General features: G+C 67.7%; 14 protein-coding genes. 9 read left to right on the forward strand and 5 right to left on the reverse strand.

Annotation, left to right across the window (positions count from 1 at the left end):
* The first annotated feature begins 74 nt into the window (after positions 1-74).
* The 3 genes from IT306_05300 to IT306_05310 all read left to right on the forward strand — a co-directional run bounded on the left by IT306_05300 (position 75) and on the right by IT306_05310 (position 2,807).
* Complete coding sequence (locus IT306_05300) at positions 75-1,202, forward strand: mandelate racemase/muconate lactonizing enzyme family protein (GenBank protein ID MCC7367814.1); 1,128 nt, start codon at positions 75-77, stop codon at positions 1,200-1,202.
* A 760-nt stretch (positions 1,203-1,962) separates the two neighbouring features.
* Positions 1,963-2,232 (forward strand): hypothetical protein, encoded by a 270-nt coding sequence (locus tag IT306_05305; GenBank protein ID MCC7367815.1) that lies wholly within the window; start codon positions 1,963-1,965, stop codon positions 2,230-2,232.
* Positions 2,233-2,249: 17 nt separating this feature from the next.
* Entirely contained in the window at positions 2,250-2,807 is a 558-nt protein-coding gene (locus IT306_05310) for a hypothetical protein (protein MCC7367816.1), read from the forward strand.
* A 179-nt stretch (positions 2,808-2,986) separates the two neighbouring features.
* On the opposite strand, the gene IT306_05315 is transcribed toward IT306_05310, so the two are convergent.
* Both IT306_05315 and IT306_05320 read right to left on the reverse strand, forming a co-directional pair.
* On the reverse strand, positions 2,987-3,946 hold the full coding sequence (locus IT306_05315; GenBank protein ID MCC7367817.1) for a hypothetical protein: 960 nt from the start codon (positions 3,944-3,946) through the stop codon (positions 2,987-2,989).
* 425 nt (positions 3,947-4,371) lie between these two features.
* The gene (locus tag IT306_05320; protein ID MCC7367818.1) at positions 4,372-5,445 is read right to left on the reverse strand and encodes an AsnC family transcriptional regulator; all 1,074 of its coding nucleotides are present in this window, start codon (positions 5,443-5,445) and stop codon (positions 4,372-4,374) included.
* 127 nt (positions 5,446-5,572) lie between these two features.
* On the opposite strand from IT306_05320, the gene IT306_05325 reads away from it, so the two are divergent.
* Entirely contained in the window at positions 5,573-7,510 is a 1,938-nt protein-coding gene (locus tag IT306_05325; protein ID MCC7367819.1) for a protoheme IX farnesyltransferase, read from the forward strand.
* Positions 7,511-7,550: 40 nt separating this feature from the next.
* Complete coding sequence (locus IT306_05330) at positions 7,551-8,234, forward strand: SCO family protein (protein MCC7367820.1); 684 nt, start codon at positions 7,551-7,553, stop codon at positions 8,232-8,234.
* Between the two features lie 54 nt (positions 8,235-8,288).
* Here IT306_05330 and IT306_05335 read toward each other — a convergent pair whose 3' ends face one another.
* The 3 genes from IT306_05335 to IT306_05345 form a co-directional block, all read right to left on the reverse strand.
* Positions 8,289-9,464, reverse strand: coding sequence for an acyl-CoA dehydrogenase family protein (locus tag IT306_05335; protein MCC7367821.1), 1,176 nt, complete (start codon positions 9,462-9,464; stop codon positions 8,289-8,291).
* Between the two features lie 521 nt (positions 9,465-9,985).
* Positions 9,986-11,893, reverse strand: a complete 1,908-nt coding sequence (locus tag IT306_05340) for a hypothetical protein (GenBank protein ID MCC7367822.1) — start codon at positions 11,891-11,893, stop codon at positions 9,986-9,988.
* A gap of 267 nt (positions 11,894-12,160) precedes the next feature.
* On the reverse strand, positions 12,161-12,604 hold the full coding sequence (locus IT306_05345; protein ID MCC7367823.1) for a DUF420 domain-containing protein: 444 nt from the start codon (positions 12,602-12,604) through the stop codon (positions 12,161-12,163).
* Positions 12,605-12,753: 149 nt separating this feature from the next.
* Between IT306_05345 and IT306_05350 the strand changes: the two genes are divergently transcribed.
* From IT306_05350 to IT306_05365, 4 genes are all read left to right on the forward strand, one after another.
* Positions 12,754-13,716: an ABC transporter ATP-binding protein gene (locus IT306_05350; GenBank protein MCC7367824.1), complete on the forward strand. Its 963-nt coding sequence runs from the start codon at positions 12,754-12,756 to the stop codon at positions 13,714-13,716.
* 79 nt (positions 13,717-13,795) lie between these two features.
* Positions 13,796-14,515 carry an ABC transporter permease gene (locus IT306_05355; GenBank protein MCC7367825.1) on the forward strand — a complete coding sequence of 240 codons (720 nt, stop codon included), beginning with the start codon at positions 13,796-13,798 and terminating at the stop codon, positions 14,513-14,515.
* Between the two features lie 97 nt (positions 14,516-14,612).
* Complete coding sequence (locus tag IT306_05360; GenBank protein MCC7367826.1) at positions 14,613-15,689, forward strand: SH3 domain-containing protein; 1,077 nt, start codon at positions 14,613-14,615, stop codon at positions 15,687-15,689.
* A 135-nt stretch (positions 15,690-15,824) separates the two neighbouring features.
* A complete protein-coding gene (locus IT306_05365; GenBank protein ID MCC7367827.1) occupies positions 15,825-17,051 on the forward strand; it encodes an AAA family ATPase in 1,227 nt (408 codons plus the stop codon).
* Positions 17,052-18,006 lie beyond the last annotated feature (955 nt).

Below are 18,006 nucleotides of genomic sequence, written 5' to 3' on the forward strand. Positions count from 1 at the left end.
AACCCGAGCCTGGGAGCCGTTGCTGTCGGCCAGCCGCCGGCGCGCTCCGCTCTCGGCCCTCCACTGGAGGAGACATGAAAGTTACCGGTCTCGAGACCATCCTCATCGACAATGTACCGCCCTACCGGGGCGGCAGGAAGTGGCTGTTCATCAAGCTGAGCACGGACGAGGGCATCGTCGGGCTGGGTGAGCGGGTCACCGGCGGCGTCATCGATCTCGGGTCGCAGATCGCGCTGCTCAACGAGCTGTTCGAGCAGTACGTCAAGGGTGAGAACCCGTTCAACGTCGAGTTGATCTGGCAACGGATGTTCTCGACGCCCCACGACTACCGCCACCCTGGCATGAGCCGCACGCCCGCGATGTCGGCCATCGAGATCGCGCTCTGGGACATCATCGGGAAGGCGACCAATCAGCCGATCTACAACCTGCTCGGCGGCCGGTTCCACGAGAGGCTGCGCGCCTATGCCTACATGCCGGCCGAAGGGGTCTGGGAACAGCCTGAGAGGGCCGGCGAGATCGCCCAGCAGCTCGTTTCCGAGGGCTGGTCCGCATGCAAGACCGATCCGTTCCGCCCGACGTTCCCCTACCCGCGCGACTGGCCGCTGAAGGATCTGAAGCACGCCGCGAAGATCTTCCAGGCTGTCCGCGATGCCGTCGGCGACGACCTCGAGATCGGGATCGGGACACACAGCCAGTTCAGCACGGCCGGCGCGATCCGGGTCGCCAAGATCTTCGAGGAGTTCTACCCGATCTGGTTCGAGGAGCCGGTCCCTCCCGAGATGGTCGAGGAGATGGCGCGCGTGGCCGCCCAGACGAGTATCCCGATTGCCTCCGGCGAGCGCCTCGCCACCAAGTACGAGTTCGCCAACGCACTGGAGAAGAAGGCGTTCGGGATCGTCCAGGTGGACGTCGGCCAGTGCGGCGGCATCCTTGAGGCGAAGAAGATCGCCGCCATCGCCGAGTCACATCATGCGCTGATCGCGCCACACATGTACGTCGGGCCGATCGCGGCGGCGGCGGCGGTCCAACTGGACACCTGTTCCGCGAATTTCATGCTGCAGGAGTTCAACGACGGCCCGCTCCACCGGGAGATTTTCGAGGAGCCCATCGTCGTGAGGAACGGGTACATCACGCCGCCGTCGGGGCCGGGGCTGGGTCTGGTGCTGGATGAAGCGGTGGTGAAGCGGCACCGCGCCAACTAAGAGACGTTCTCCAGAAGTCCTGGTCCTGGCACGGGGCTTGTCCCCCGCCCGTTCGCTCTGGGCGCGGGTGGGAGACAGGCAGGGCGATTGCATGTTCATTGGTGTATCCGAAGCATCATGGAACGGGCGGTCGGGGACTGAAGTCCCCGCCTACAGTCATTCAGTCGCTGCGCGACGGCCGTCGGGCACGGGCAGGCACTGGTGCGACTGGAGCGTCGCGCAGCGACTGCAGGCGTGTAGGCGGGGCTTTCAAGCCCCGACGCGGCGGCACGACGACATCAACATGCAATCGCCCTGGGGAGACAGGCCCCAATGCCGTTCAGGTAGGACGCCATCCGGACCGCGAGCGTCAGCGAGTCGGACCTGCACTATGCGGGTCCACTCGCTGACGCTCGTCGTACGGCGGCGCGACGCGTGACAGACTGAACGGCATTGGGGGTACGCCCTGGGGGTACGCCCCGTACTTCGGTGCCCGTCAAGCTGAGGTGGGCGATACAGCTCCGTCTCCGGGCAGGCGACGGCGGGTGTCGAGCGTGTCGATGACGACGACGTCGTGCGCGCTCGCTCGCGTCCCTTGAACGCACCGGCGCACGTTGCAGTGGGTGGAAGCCACCGCTCCTGACGGTTGTCCATTCGGTGCCACTCCCCGGCCCTGGCCGGCTCTGCGGCGCCGTTCGGGCAGCGGCTCCGTCAGGCGGGTGCCGACGGGTCGGCAAGGCATCGGGCGCGGAGCACGACAGGCGATGCGCTCGGGCCATGCATGGCGGAACCCCGTCGCGGGCGTGCTCGCCGAGGCCGACAGCGCGCGACCTCTGGGATCGACGTCTACGCCAACGATAGCTGCGACCCCAGCGGCTACGGCGAGGGCCAGACCTACCTCGGCTCGACCAGCGTCACGACGAACGGCAGCGGCAACGCCACGTTCGCGCTGATCACCCTGCTGGCCGTCACGGCCGGGCAGGTGCTCACGGCCACCACCTCGGACACGACCTCGGTACGACCTCCGAGTTCTCGGCCTGCACCAGCCTGACCGCACCCGCCATCACGGTGTCGCCGACGTCGGGCCTGGTGACGACCGAGGGCGGCAGCACAGCCACGTTCACCGTGCGACTGGCCCTCGTGCCGTCCTCCGACGTGACGGTCGGCGTCTCCAGCAGCAACACCACCGAGGGGACCGTCAGCCCGTCGACGCTCACGTTGACACTCTCGGCCCCGACCAACGCCGTGATCTCGCAGGGATCCGCCACGGGCACGATCCAGAACCGCGCGGTGCCGTCCTGCTCGCCGCGGCCGGCCGTCACGGTCAGCCAGCGCGTGAGCGACGGCAAGCTGCTGGTCCACGTCGCCACCAGCGCGCTCAACTCGAACCAGGCGAATCCGCTCAACGAGCTTCGGTTTGGTGCGTTGCGGAACGTCAGGGTGGCGCTCAACGGTCAGCCGGTCGCCAGCGGCCAGAACGTGAGCCTGCCGCCCGGCGCTGCTGCTGTTGACTTCACCGTCGAGCGCGTGACGCCCGGCCAGGCCACCATCGTCCCGTTCACCGTGGTCGATGGCTGCGGCTCCTGGTCGACGTTCGTGGGCGGGGGCGCAAGCGCCGGCTTCTGAGGCCCGTCGCAAGCGATCGGGTGAGGAGTGCGTGACGCCCAGGGTGGAGACACCCCGGGCGTCGCATGAACGGTTGGCCAGCGTGACTGCAGGCCATGACGTAGCGGGCCTCGTCGTTGGATGAACGGGCCGCCAGGAGCAACTCCAACGCTGGACAGGACCGGATGGCTCTCACGGCATTACGGTGTTGGCTCCAGCGGCGGCATGTTCAAGCGCGAGACGACGACAACTGGGCAGGCGATCTGGAATTCACCGCTCTCGAAGTCGGCTTCGATGTTCCCGCTGTCGTTCTCGAAGTGCAGCAACAGCGCGACCTCGAACACCACGACGTTGCCGGGCGGCACGGCGAACATGGTGGCGTGCAGTTGCTCCCCGAACGAGATCGACGCACCCTCAGTGTCGCTGCCGAGGGTGAACGAAGCGAATGCCGCGGCCGTACCGAGGCCCTTGATGTCGGACTGGACGGAGGTCACGTCGTTGGGCCAGCCAAGCCACATGTTGAGCACCGCGCTCGCGCCGACAGAACTGATGTTCGTGGCGAATGCCCACGGGGCATGCGCCTTCAGGTGCCCGATGGCCGACATGAAGGTGGTCGCGTTGATGACCGCGTAGTCGCTGGAGGAGTTCACCCAGGAGAAGTAGAACCCGAACTTCTGCGGACCTCGGCGCTTGGATGTCGCAAACTTGAACTTTGCGAAACTCCCGAACGGCGCGGTGGTGGCCGTCGAGATCTCCTGGAGCGGGATGCTCCAGATCAGGAACGGCGTGTCGAGGCTGAAGCTCGGAAACGGGAAGAAACGGTCGCGGGACGCGAGATCCCGCAACGCCCTGGCTTGCGCCGCCACGCTTGCGTGCAACGTGTCCTTGTGCGTCGCGGCTCGTTGGACGGCCTCGATCTTCTGCTGCTCGACCATCCGCGCGAGGTCCGCGCTACGCGGCTCCTGCACGGCCTGGAGCTTCGTGACGTCCAGGCCAGCATCCTGCAGGAATGTGGAGACCATCGCCTCCGACCGTCGGCGGCTTTCCGCCAGAGCAGCAAGCTGCTGTTCGTCGGGCTGGAAGGTCGGCGGATGCTTGAGCCGCTCGGCTTCCACGGCCACGATTCCTTGCTTGAGCGCGGACTCGGAAATCCTCTTCATGCCGTCCTCCCAGTAACTGCGCCAGCATGCCGCCCGGGGATACCGCCACGATGAGTCACGTCGCGCTGGTGAGGTACGTCGTCACGTCGCGCTGGTGAGGTACGTCGTGACGCCGTGTCCCTCGTGGATCACATCGTGTTCTCTCGCACCGTACCATCCGACATGGGGAACTCCCGTCCCCCGTTCGACATCTCGGCTGTTATTCCCGGAACCCCTACGGGCTCTCGCCAGCAGCGGTCCCCACGGTCCGATGCGGAGAGCGTCGAACGGCGTCAGAAAGCCCGGGCCGTGGGCTTCCCCACGACTCGGGCTTTCTCGCAATCCGTATGGAGACCACCATGCCGGTCCCAGCCAGATGGGCTGGCGCGGCATGCCACACTCCCTCACCAACGGCAGCCGCGCCCCGATGAGGGATGTCGGGCCGATCAGGTCGCCGGGACCACCTCTGGCTGCGGCATGTGCTTCGCCTCCCACTCCTCGTAGGCCGGCGTGTAGAACCTCGTCCTGGTCTTCTTATACTCGCGAGTGGAATAGAGGCTGATGTAGTTGGTCATGCCGGTCGCGCGGGAGATCGCCGCCAGCACCTCTTCGCACTGCTCGTTCGACTGGCCGTGGACCATCGTGAAGACGTTGTACGGCCAGTCCGGATAGGTCGGGCGGCGGTAGCAGTGGCTGACGTTCGCAAACGCCGCCATCCGCTCGCCCAGCTCGATGACGTTCTCCTCGGGCACCGCCCAGACGCCCATGCCGTTCGCCTTGAAGCCGGCGCGGCGATGGTAGAGGATCGCCGCCATCCGCCGCATGAAGCCCCGCTCGACAAGGCTGGCCATCGCCACGAACAGCTCGTCCTCAGAGATGCCGACCCGCTCAGCCACGCCGTTGAACGGCTCGGCCTCGATAGGCAGATCCTCCTGCAGCTCGCGGATGACGGCCTTGTCCAGCTCCGTCACCTCGTAATTCTTCGCCCGCGCCCGGTCCTGCTCGCGGTACTCAGGGGTCGCCTGGGCATCCAGCGGACGCTCGCCGGTCATGTCCAGGTTGACGCCGATCTTGAACAGCCGCAGGGTGTACATCACCCGCGTGACCTCGGCGTTCGCCATCTCGTGGATGCGCTGCACCACCGCTTCCAGGTCCGACGTCGGCGGCACCGCGATCGTGAACCAGAGGTTGTAGTCGTGGTTGCGCTCGTAGTTGTGGGTGACGCCCGGGTGCTCGTTGATAGTACGGGCGGCCTCGGTGATCCGGGCCGGGTCCACGCGCATCGCGACCAGGCTCGACTTGTACCCAAGGCTCTTGGTATCGAAAATGGCGCTGATCTGACGGACGATCCGACCATCCTTGAGCGCGCGCATCCGTGTGATGATCTCGTCCTCGGAGACGCCGAGCGAGGCTCCAAGCTCGGCGTAGGGCCGCGCCACCAGGGGAAAATCGGACTGGATGCGGTTGAGAATCCGCCGATCCAGATCGTCCATACTCATCACCTCGACCCGTCGGACCATCAGAGTAGCATCGAGCCGCGGGCGTCCGTTACCAGTATACCGTCGCCGTCGAGACGCGATGTCCCGAAAAAACCTGACAGATGACACGGTATTCTCCTGGCAAGTGCCCCCGGTATAATGGCGCTCGATGAACGCACTACGTCGCCTCGCACTGCTCACCGGTATTGCAACCTACCTGCTGATCGTCGTTGGCGCCATCGTGCGATCGACCGGGTCAGGCCTGGGATGCCCTGACTGGCCGCTCTGCCACGGACAGCTGATCCCCCCGCCGAACGTCGCGGCCTGGATCGAGTACAGCCACCGGATCACCGCTGCTGGCGTCTCCGCGCTGATGCTGGCGATGGTCGCCGCGGCCTGGGTCTACGCCCGTGGCGTCAAGCACATCGTGATCCCGGCGACTGCTGTCCCCGTCATCCTGGCGGTCCAGGTGCTCCTCGGTGCGGTGGTCGTCTGGCTGGACACCCACACCCTCTCGGTGATGGTGCACCTCAGCTTCGCCTTCATTATTCTCGGCTTTGTGCTGTGGGTGAACATCGCCGCCCGCGTGGCGGCCAACGGCGGCCTGTCCGTCTCGGTTGACGGGCCGCGACGTGGTGTGACCGTCGATTCCTCGTCGCTTGCCGGCTACTGGAAACTGGTGGTGGCAACCACCGCCGCGACGTATCTGCTGCTGGTCGTCGGCGGCCTGACCCGCGCGATGGGCGCCGGCTGGGTCTGCGCTGGCTTCCCGCTCTGTAACGGTCAGGTGTTGCCGTTCGGCAGCAGTGGTCTGGTGGATCTGCACCTGATGCACCGGCTGCTGGCGTACACGGTCGCCGCACTGGTGGCGGTGATCACCTGGAAGACGGTCAAGATGCCGGGGCTGCCCCCGGCCATGAAGCGCGTCGTCTACAGCCTGGTTGTGGTGGTGGTCGCGCAGATCACCATCGGCGCGGTCGCCGTCATCATCGGCCCGACCCTGGTGCTCAACTCGATCATGGCGAATCAGGTGGCCGTGTCAGCTTCGGCGGCCGGCGAGCCGGTCGCCGCGCCGCTCTGGATCATCCAGACGCTGCACGTGGCCGGCGCGTCGGCGGTCTGGTCGATGGTCGTCGTGCTGCTGAGCATGACGTGGCAGCTGCGGCGGCTCCTGCTGATCGGGCCGGGCGCGAGCGTCGGCGTCTCCGGCGCGGCGACACCACCCCACGCTGACGCCCCGCCGCGCGAGGTCGTCCGAGCCTACTTCACGCTCACCAAGCCGCGCGTCGTGGTGCTGCTGCTGGTCACCACGCTGGCGGCGATGCTGATGGCCCACAAGGGGCTGCCGCCGCTGATGCTGATGGTGTTCACGCTGGTGGGTGGTGCGCTGGCCGCCGGCGGCGCTGGCGCCATCAACCACTACATCGACCGCGACATCGACGAGCTGATGGGCCGCACGTCCACTCGCCCGATTCCGGCCGGGATGGTCCCGCCGCTGAACGCCCTGTTCTTCGGGATCTGCCTCGGCATCATCTCGTTCACCTCGATGGTCGCCTTCGTCAATCTGCTGTCGGCGGCCCTGACCCTGTTCGCGCTGCTGTTCTACGTCTTCGTCTACACGCGCTGGCTTAAACGTTGGACCCCGCTCAACATCGTGATCGGCGGGGCGGCCGGGGCGATCCCGCCCGTGGTGGGCATCGCCGCCGTCACCAACGAGGTCAACTGGCTGGCCGTCTGGCTGTTCACCATCATCTTCGTGTGGACCCCGCCGCACTTCTGGGCGCTGTCGCTGCTGATGCAGCGCGAGTACGCCGCCGCTGGCGTCCCGATGCTCCCCATCGTGCGTGGCGAGGCCGAGACGCGCAAGCAGATCCTCTGGTACTCGCTGGCGATGGTCGCCCTGACCGTGGTGGTCTGGATGCTGGGCTTCCTCGGCGCGATCTACGTCGTCTCGGCCATCGTCCTCGGCGGCATGTTCATCTGGTACGCCGTCAAGCTGTTCCGCGAGGCGTCAGCGGTGGCTGCCCGGCGGCTCTTCTTCTACTCGATGCTGTACCTGGCGCTGCTGTTCGTCGCGATGGTCGTGGACCGGCAGGTGCTGCTCTAGTCCGCCGCATGCAGTTGTCCGTGGAGACCGTGGCCGCCTGATGCCCCTGCCGACGCCCGTACCTGTCCGCACCGAGACCGCGGCCTCGCAGGCGTCCACTCCGGCGCGCCTGGCGCGCACCGGCCGCAAGCTCAGGCTGCGCGGCCTGATCCTGCTCGCGGTGGCCGCGCTCGCGCTGCTGGTCGCCTGCCGCCCATCCTCGACGCTGCCGGTGCTCTTCCCCGCGCCGCGGTTCGACCTGCTCGATCAGACGGGCCGGCCGTTCAGCTCAAGCCACCTGAGCGGCAAGGTCGTCATCGCGAACTTCATCTTCACCACCTGCACCGACATCTGCCCGCTGCTGACCGCGACCATGTCCCAGGTCCGCGACCAGCTCCGGGCCGCGAACCTCCTCGGGGACAAGGTGGTCATCGTGTCGTTCACGGTGGACCCTGAGCACGACACGCCCGATGCGCTGCGCGTCTACGGCGAGCGCTTCGGCGCGGTGCCCAGCGAGTGGCGCTTCCTGACCGGCTCCCGCGCCGCCATCGACGAGATCCTGATCGGCGGCTTCAAGGTGGGCCGGCCGCCGTCGGCAGCGCGGACGGCCGGCGGCACGCCCGAGATCGTCCACTCCAACCGGGTCGCGCTGATCGACGCAGCCAGCAAGATCCGGGCGTTTCTCAACGGCGAGGAGCTGGACATCCCCGCCCTGGTCGAAGAGGCGCGCCGGCTCGCGCCGTAACCGGGCCGGCCGCAGGCCGGCCCGGTTACGGCGCGAGCCGGCGCTGCCGAACCGTCAGAGGAACGTCGAGGTCGGGTTCAGCCCCAGCACGACCTTCCCCACCAGCTCGTAGTGGGCCCGTCGCGACTGCATGTGCTGCGTGACGACGTGGACATCCTGAAAGTGCCGCTGGATCGGCTGGTCCTTCAAGACGGCCGTGGCGCCGGCCGCGTTGTACATGGCGTCCACGACGCTGGCCGACTGGCGGATCGCATGGACGGCCGCCAGCCGGAGATCCGCCTTCTGCCCCAGGGTGATCGCGTGGGTCCGCTCAACTTCGGTCCAGACCTCGCGGACCGTCTGGCGGAGGTACATCCTGCTGGAGCGCAGCTCGGCCTCGGCCAGACCCACGTCGTACTGGACCAGCGACTCGTCGCGCAGCAGGCCGGCCATGTTGGCTGCGCGCTTGGTCTGGGCCATCCGCACGAACGTGTCGACGCAGTCCCGAGCCACGCCGAGCGCCGTCATGGCGTCGCCACAGGCCGCCAGGATCTGGCGCGGGATCACGTAGATCGGGGCGCGCTCCTGCGCGGCGACGGCGTCCGGCGAGAATGTGCGCTCCTCGGGCACGAAGGCGTCGGCGACGCGCCAGTGGTGCGTGCCGGTGCCGCGCAGGCCGCGCACGTTCCAGGTGTCCAGGATCTCGGCTTCCTCGGCCGGGAGCATGAAGTAGCGGATCTCGGCGTCGCCTGACACCGTCCGGCGGACCACGCCATCGTCGAGGATCTGCGCGCGGGCGGCCACCCAGCTCGCATGGTGGCAGCCGGTCCCGTAGCTGAACGTGCCGGTCACCCGGTAGCCGCCAGCCTCGGCGATGGCCGTGCCGGTGGCGGCCGGGGTGTTCGCCACGACGCCGCGCGGGTTCTCCTCGAAGATCAGCCGTGCGACGTCGATGGGCATGACCGGCGAGTAGGTCTGGAAGCTCGACGCCTGATTGACGCACCACGCCGTGCTGGCGTCCGCCCGCGCCACCTCTTCGATGACGTCCAGGTAGGTTGGGAAGTCGATCTCCTGGCCGCCGGCGTCGGCGCACACCACCATCCGAAACAGGCCGGCATCGGCAAGGGCCTCGAACAGGGGGCGTGGCAGCACACAGGTGCGCTCGATCTCGTCCGCGTACTCACGGATCAGCGACCCAAGCGACCGAGTGGCGTCGACGGAGGCAAAGACCCGTTCAGTGGCGGCGTGCATCGTGTGCTGGCTCCCGGACGGACTGGATCGCCGGCATTCTACAGATCACAGGCCATCCGGTGCGGCGGCAGCAGGCACACACGGCGGCCGTCCAGCGCAGGGCAGCCGCGGACGGTGGTGGGGAACGGTGGCGGGGAACGGTGGCAGGGCCGGGTGAGACGGCCCGTCGGTGCGGGGAGCACGCCGAGCCGGCCGTCCGCGCCGGGCCGCGATCGCGAGCAAGGGGCGCTCGTTCGGCCTGGTGGTGACGATCCATCGCCCCCCGCTTCGGATCGCCAGGCTCGAACGATGCGCCCCTTGTGCCCGCTCCCCAGTGTCGCTCCCCCGAGCGTCACCGCGCATCCACTGTATGCGCCCCGACCACCGGAGCGCGCGCCTACCGTCCGGTAGGTTCTGGCTGACCAACCGGTAGGCTCGCGCAGCGAATCCGGTGGGTTGTCGGTCGGGCAGGCCGGTCCGCGATGCAGGACTCCCGCCACGTCGGCGCCTTTCGACTGTTGACGATCGGGCCGGGGGCCGACCTACCCAGTGGCGCGCTTCGCCGAGGCGATGCGGTCAGCGATCGCCGAGACATCCGCCAGGGCCATCTCGACGGCCTTGAGCGTGGCGGCGTCCAGGTTGCCGCTCCGCTTCAACGCCGTAATGGTGTCCGCGACGAAGGTGTACTGAACCTCGGGATTGTCCCACTCGAACCCTTCCTCCGGCGGGATCGGCACGGTGTCGAGAATCATCGTCGTCTGAATCGCGGGGTGTGCGTCTGGTGCGCCCTCGCTGCCGCCCCGTTCGTCCCCTTGACCGCCGTACGCGACGCCGGGATTGACCAGCGCATCGTAGGTCACGCCGGCGGCCATCCGCGTCGGGACCGTCCGATACTCGTCATGTTCTGGGTCGGCCAGCGGATCGTCGATGGTGATGGCCGATCCGAATGCGCGGCCAGCATGGCCTGGGAGGAGGCTCAGCGGCCCGTCGTTGCCCCAGCCGGAGCCGCTCGGGCCGCCTTCGTCACCGAGCGGCGAACCCTCCTCGCCGGAATCGGGATCAGGATCTCCAGCACCGTTGTTGGAGTTCCCGCCGTTGGAGTTCCCGCCCGCGTCAGAGTTGTCGCCGCCGGATTCGCCACCTGACCCAGAACCGCCACCGGTGCTGCTACCGCCCGAACCCTTGCCCACTGGCTCAGTGGTCGTAGGCCCTTGCGGGTTCCCATTCTTGTCCACTCTGGACGTTGTGCGCTGACCGTTCCCATTCTTGTCCGTGGTGGTCGTGACGATGAGCCAGCCGCCGTCCGACTGCTTCGTCGATGTGGAGATGCTCGTCCCGGCGCCTGAGTGCGTCTCGGCTCCGCGAGACTCCGTCACGTTGCCAGCCTGATCTACTCCCGAATGCTCCCAGGTCTTGGTGTACATGCCGGCTCCGCCCGGGTGGTCTGTCTCGCCGCCCGGGTCGATATCAGGCCGATGCTCACCGACATGTATCACCTCTCTGTCGTGCGAGACCTCCTTGGTCCCGTTCGGATACTGGACTTCGCGCGTCTTGTCGACGACCGTGGGGTGGATCAACGGGGTCCCACTGACCACATCAGTTCCCCACTCCTCGTACTGGGTTTCGACAACCTTGCGCCCGTTGTTGTAACTCGTGACGTCGACGGTGGTCTCACCCTTGCCTGGGCCATCGAAGGTCTGCTGCGTACGCGTCCAGTGCGGACCCTGCTCAGTGCTGGTCCGGATGAGCCTGCCGGGCGCCGGCGCCGCTGGGCCGCCCCCACCGTCGCCGTCGCTCGCGAAATACGCGACGACCGTGCTGGACCCTACGCTCGTGTCAGCATAGGTCGCCGTCCCGATCGTTCGGAGCATGGGGACGGAAGCACCCGACCATCCCAGGCCGGAGCGGTTTGGCCGGGCGAGTATCTGCTGTGTCTCGGACTCGGCCGTCCACAGCATCGTGCCCCCGGCGTCCAGTTTCCGTCGCTGTCTGGTGACGCGGCCAGTGGCGTTGGCGCCACGGGTTGCGGCGCCGAGAACGCGGCGCCCGTTGCCGTCGTCACGGTCGTAGTCGGTGTCCCAGGCGCCGTCGGGCTGAAGGCGCAGTGACCGGCGCACCTGCTGGCCGCGCAGTGATGTGGACAGCAGCGTGGCAAGGACGGAGCCGTCCGGTTGCGACGCTGCCGTGCGGATCGTCATGGCCGGCCCGCGGCCTCGGGGCGCTATGCCGAAGTCAATGCCGATCTCGCGCCAGACGGAGTCGTGGACCTGGAGCAGGGAGTACGAGCCGTCCGGCATGAACGTCACCTTGACGGCCTCGGATGTGCTTGGAATCACGTACTGGACGATCAGCGTGCCGTCGGCACCGACAACGACATGTACGATCGTCGGGAGTGTTGCGGAAGCGATGCGATCGCCCCGATCGGGAGAACTGAAGTGGTCGTCCTGCATCGTGCCTCCTTTCGGCCCCTCAGTTAGGCCACACTGCCCAGCCTCGCGGCATCCGTGCGATCCCGTAATGGGGCCGCAGCATCATCAGGGGATCCGGCTGACGGGAGACACTGCGCCAGCATGAATCGCCTGATGCCGAGCAATGCCCGACTGCGACCGGTGAGGGCGGGGGCGGCCAGGACGTGGGCGCAGTTCCGCGCTGAGCGGTTCGGGTACAGTTGTCCCCGTGCGAGGCGACGCTGCCCGACGCCGCGCCTGCTCCGCTAACTAATACGCTGTCGCCGGTTGGTTATGAAGCATCCAGAAAATGATCCAACCCGTTACCACGACGTACAGCCACATCGGGAACGTGATCCGCGCGATCTGCCGATGCTTCGGGAACTCGCCACGAAACGCCCGCCGCAATGTGACCAGCGCGAACGGCCCCACCAGGATCGCCAGGATCGTGTGGCTGATCAAGATCACCAGGTAGATGACACGTACCAGCCCTTCGCCGGCGAAGACCTTGGTTTCAAAGAGCAGGGCGCGGCTGACGTACACCACCAGAAAGAGTGCAGCGAACGTGGTCGCCGTGAGCATACTTTTCTTGTGAAGCTCGATCTTCTTCGACCGAATGAAGTAGTACCCCAGCAGCAAGAAGACGCCACTGATGACGATCAGCGAGGTGTTGAGCAGGGCAACCCATTCCGGAGCGGGACCACGAGGAGGCATCTGGCACCTGTTGTCGGAGCGATTGGGCCGGCCAGGGAGCCCGTGGCGCGGCTGGATGCGGCACGACGAGCGGGGCACACCGCGGGGCGAGGCCGCTATGCCGGACCGCCGGGCGGCGTTCCGCAGCCTCTCGCCGAGATTGTAGCCAGATGACCGTCAGCAGCCCGGCGATTTCGGTCCAGGGGCTCGTCCAGCGCTTCGGCGACCGCAACGTGGTGGACGGTCTCACCTTCGAGGTCCGGCGCGGCGAGGTCTTCGCGCTGCTCGGGCCGAACGGCGCCGGCAAGACCACGACCGTCGAGATCCTCGAAGGGTATCGCTCGCCAACGGCCGGGCTGGTGCGCGTCCTCGGCCTGGACCCGATGTCCGATGCCCATCGCTTGCAGCCGCGCATCGGCGTCATGCTCCAGGACGGCGGTATCGCCCCGGCCATGCGCCCGCTCGAAGCCCTGGAGCTGTTCGCGAGCTTCTTCGCCGCGCCGGCCGATCCCCGCGAGCTGCTGCGCCTCATCGGCCTCGAGGATGCCGCGCGAACGCGGTACCGGGCGCTCTCGGGCGGCCAGAAGCAGCGGCTGTCGCTCGGGCTGGCGCTGGTGGGCCGGCCGGAGCTGGTCTTCCTGGATGAGCCGACCGCCGGGATGGATCCACAGGCCCGCCGCGCCACCTGGGAGATCGTCCGCAGCCTGAAGCGCGGCGGCGTGACGGTGCTGCTCACGACCCACTTCATGGAAGAGGCCGAGGAGCTTGCCGACCGTGTCGCCATCGTCGACAGCGGCAGGCTGGTGGCGCTCGACGCGCCGTCCGCGCTCGGGCAGGCCGGCGGCCCGCCCGACGAGTTGCGATTCCGCGCCAGGGCGGGGCTGCCGCTCGCGCGGCTCGCGGAGCGGCTGCCAGCATTCCAGATCGACGAGGTGCGTCCTGGCGAGTACCGCGTGGACGGGCCGATCGCGCCCGACGTCGTCACCGCGGCGACCTCCTGGCTGGCCGAGCACGACGCGTTGCTGGTTGAGCTGCACGTCGGCCGGCAGTCGCTCGAAGACGTCTTCCTGCGCCTCACCGCGAACGGCGGCGGCGCGCCACTCTCGCCCGTGGAGGCCGCCCGCCGTGCCTGACCTGACCGCGACCCCGCAGGCGCTGCATGCACTCCGGCTCCCACCGGGCGCTGACCAGGCACCGTCTCCGCTCGCCCGGATGATCGTCGCACAGACCGCCGCCGAGCTGCGCCTCTCGTTGCGGCGGGGCGAGAGCGTCCTGATCACCCTGATCATCCCGCCGTTGCTGCTGGTCTTCTTCGGCCTGGTGGACCTGATGCCGATCCCGCCCGAGCGCCGCGCCGAGTATCTGGTGCCGGGCATTCTGGCGCTCGCCATCATGTCCACGGCGATGGTCAGCACCGGCATCGCGACGGCCTTCGAGCGGTACTACAAGGTGCTCAAGCGGCTGGGCGTGTCCCCGCTGCCGCGCGGCGGCCTGCTGACGGCGAAGATCGCGGCGATCCTGGTGATGGAGGGCATCCAGACGCTGCTGATCGTCGGGGTCGCGGCGCTGGTGCTCGGCTGGCGGCCGACGGGCACGCTGGTGCTGACGCCCGTCGCGCTGGTGCTGGGGACGGCGGCGTTCGGCGGTCTGGGCCTGCTGATGGCCGGCGCCTTGCGCGCCGAGGCGACGTTGGCTGTTGCGAACGGGCTGTACATCGCGTTTCTGCTGATGGGTGGCATCGTGTTTCCGACCACCCACCTCGGGCCGTGGCTGGCCGGGCCGGCGGCGCTGCTGCCGAGTACCGCCCTGGCGGAAGCCTTGCGGGGCGCGCTCGGGGCGACTGACGCCGTGCCGATCCTCAGCTGGCTGGTGCTGGCTGGCTGGGCGCTGCTGATGCCGCTGGCCGCGATGCTGACGTTCCGTTGGGAGTGACCCGACCGGGAGTGACCCGACCGGGAGTGACCCGACCGCCTCTGACCTGACCACAGGTGACCCGCCCGCGAGCGACCCGACGAAGAGGAGCCGCCGTTTGATTCAGAGACCGATGCTCGGCGTCGCGCGGGTGGCGCTGCTGTGCCTGCTGCCGCTGCTGCTCGGCGCGTGCGGGTTGCTCGGCGGCTCACCGACCGCCGAGAAGCCGGCCGCCGAGGCGTCTCCGACCCTGCTGCCGCCGCCGAAGCCGATCTCGTCGCCCGAGCCGGGCGTTGCACTGTCTCCCGGCCTGATCGCGCCCGGCAGCCCGTCGCCCGTCGCGCCGCCGACGCCCGTGCCGCCGCCCGACCTCAACGCGAAGCCGCAAGCCAGCGCCGCCGTTTCCGGCGGCCCCCGCGCAACCGTCGCCAACACCGAAGGCCAGGGGGCGAACATGCGGGCCGAGCCAGCGGCGACCGCCCGGCTGATCCGGACCGTCAAGGAGGGAACCGAGCTTGAGGTGATCGGCGACGAGCGCGAGGCCGGCGGCCGAACGTGGCGGAATGTCCGCGACTCCGCCGACGGATCGGTCGGGTGGATCGTCAGCGAGCTGCTCGCGATCTCCGAGCCGCCCGCCGCCGCGCCTCCGCAAGCTGCACCCTCGCCGGTTGCGAAGCCGGCTGGTGAGCCGAAGCCGGCCACGGAAGGCAGCCCGGCCCCCCAGCCGAAGCCGAGCGGCTCACCGGCCGCCGGAGCACCGGCGGCCTCGGGTCCACCGGGCGCGGCGAAGCCCGGCCAGCGTATCGGCGACGAAGACCGCGCCTATCTGGGCGCCCTCCAGGGGCCGGTCGACGCCCTGGGCACGGCCATCAGCTCCGCCAACGAGCAGATCGAGCGGGCCGGTGGCAAGCCGGACATCGCGTCCGATCCGGCCTGGCGGCGGGATACCGAGGCCGTGATCCAGTCGTTGCGCGACGCTTCCTCAAAGATCCGGGCTGCGAAGCCCGGGCCGAGCACCGCCCCGGTGCAGCGCTACGCCCTCAACGCCGCCGACCGCGCCGACGAGGCTGCTGACGGCCTGAGCGCCGCTCTCAACTCGGGCGACACGCGCGGGCTGACCAACGTGCGTACCACCCTCGTGCGGATGCTCGCCGAGATCAACAACATGAACCTGACGCTGCTCGATCTCCAGTAGTGCCTGTTCGACATGACCTGAGGTGCGCCACGGATACGTCGTACACTGTGTTGCAGCCCGTTGCAGTTCGCGGAACTTCGAGTGGGAGGATGGCGCAGGGCGCTCAGGTCGGTCCCAGTGCCGATGATTCGGCGCGTGCGGATCAACAACTTCCGCAGCATTGAGGACTGCGACATCGCGCTGGGGCCGCTAACCATCCTGATCGGGCCGAATGGCTCCGGCAAGAGCAATTTCCTGCATGCGCTGGATCTCGTGGCCGACGCGCTGAACGGTGGTCTGGAGGCCGCTGTTCTCAGGCGGGGCGGCATCGTCAGCCTCCTGTCGCGCTGGGCAAGCGACGACCCGAATGCTCGGCTCCGAATTGAGATCGAAGTATCGATCTCCGATCAGCAAGGTGCCACGTACAGTATCGAGCTTGCCAGATCTGCCGGCGCCGCACGCATAGTCGAGGAGCGCTGCACGGTGCGGCGTTCACCGACAGGGCCTGCAGCCAGCGATGTCGAGGTGGCGAACTATGTCATTCGCCAAGACGGGAGCGAATGGCATGATGCTCGTGGAGTGCAGTTTGTGCCGCGGATCGTTCCCGACGGAGGGACACAGACGCTCGTGCTCCCGCACCTTGCCGATCATGTGCCGTACGGAACGATTCTCCGTGCCCTGCGCGGGCTGGCCTTCTACAGCCTGCACGATGCACCGATGCGGAAGCCACAAGAAATCGATGGCAGCGAGCGTCTTCGCGCTGATGGGTCGAATGTCGCGGGCATCTACAGGCGGCTGCAGAGCACGAATCAGTTTGGCTGGCGACCGGCTGACGCGGTGACGGATGTACTCCGCGTGGTCACACCGGGAGTCAGCGGTATCTCAGTATCGACGATCGACAATTTCGAGGTGCTTCGGTTCGAGCAGGTGCTCGAGCGTGCAGAAGCGCCGGTCTCGTTCTCCGCGAGTGAAATGTCCTACGGCACGCTTCGGACCCTTGGCGTGCTCGTCGCACTGTACCAGGGCAGTATGGCGGGAGGATCGTCCGTCACGCTCGTGGAGTTGGAGGAGCCGGAAAGTGCTGTCCATCCGGGCGCCGCACCGCTCCTGCTGGAGGCGATGCAGGAGGCAGCGCTTTCAACCCAGGTGTTTGCGACCTCCCACAGCGCGGCGATGCTGGATCAGGACGACCTCGACGTGTCGATGCTTCGGGTGGTGTCGCGGCATGGTGGACGGACGACGATCGGTGCGGTCGATACTGTGAGTCAGAGCCTGATCGCGGCTGGGCTCTTTACCGCTGGCGAGTTGATGCGGTCACGGCAGTTCCGCCCCGAGCGGGACGTGCGTGCGTTTGAGTCCAGAACCGCGGTTTCGGCCTCGTGACCGAGCTTCCTCGTATCGTATCCGTCGTTGAAGGTGAGGCTGAAGACAGGGCGAACGCCGTTCCGGCACGGTCAACCACCGGGCTTGCTTGGTGACGAACTGGCCCGAGTTCTGGAGCCGCTGGCAGGCGGTCGGCCACTGGCGGTCCTGTGGGCTGAGCGTGAGTACGAAGCCTGGCTCGTTGCAGGCCGACCTGTTGATGCACGATCGCGGCCTGACTGACGGCGTGGAAGTTCCCGGTGATCCGGATGCGCTTCGGGATCCGAAGGGGTGGCTCACGTCGAACATGCGAGAGCGACAGGCCTACGCACCGATGAGGCATCAGACACGTTTCACCGCGATGTTCAATATCGATGGAGCACTCGGACGTTCGCCGTCGTTCGCTCGGGCCTATCACGAGATCGAGCGACTGGTTCGTACAGTGCACCAACGTTGACAGGACACCTGCAGCTCAGGGCGATTGCATGTTCATTGGTGTTCCCGGAGCATCATGGAACGGGCGGTCGGGGACTGAAGTCCCCGCCTACACTCCTGCAGTCGCTGCGCGACGGACGCAGGGAACGGCTGGGGCTGGCGAGCCTGGAGCGTCGCGCAGCGACTGCAGGAGTGTAGGCGGGGCTTTCAAGCCCCGACGCGGCGACACGACGCGCTCAACATACGATTGCACTGGTAGCAGCATCAGGGCGATTGCATGTCTGTTGGTGCTCCCGAGGCACCGTCACACGCGAGGTCGGGGACTGAAGTCCCCGCCTACAGTCACGCCGTCGCTGCGCGACGGACACCGGGCACGGACAGGGACTGGTGCGACTGGAGCGTCGCGCAGCGACTGCAGGATGGTAGGCGGGGACTTCAGTCCCCGACGCCGCGGCACGACGACATCAACATGCAATCGCCCTGACCTGCAGCTGCTGTGCTTCGGAGAACGTGCGCTCGATGCAGTAGAATGCCGAGAACT

The sequence above is a fragment of the Chloroflexota bacterium genome (genome assembly GCA_020850535.1).
Taxonomy (GTDB): Bacteria; Chloroflexota; UBA6077; order UBA6077; family JACCZL01; genus JADZEM01.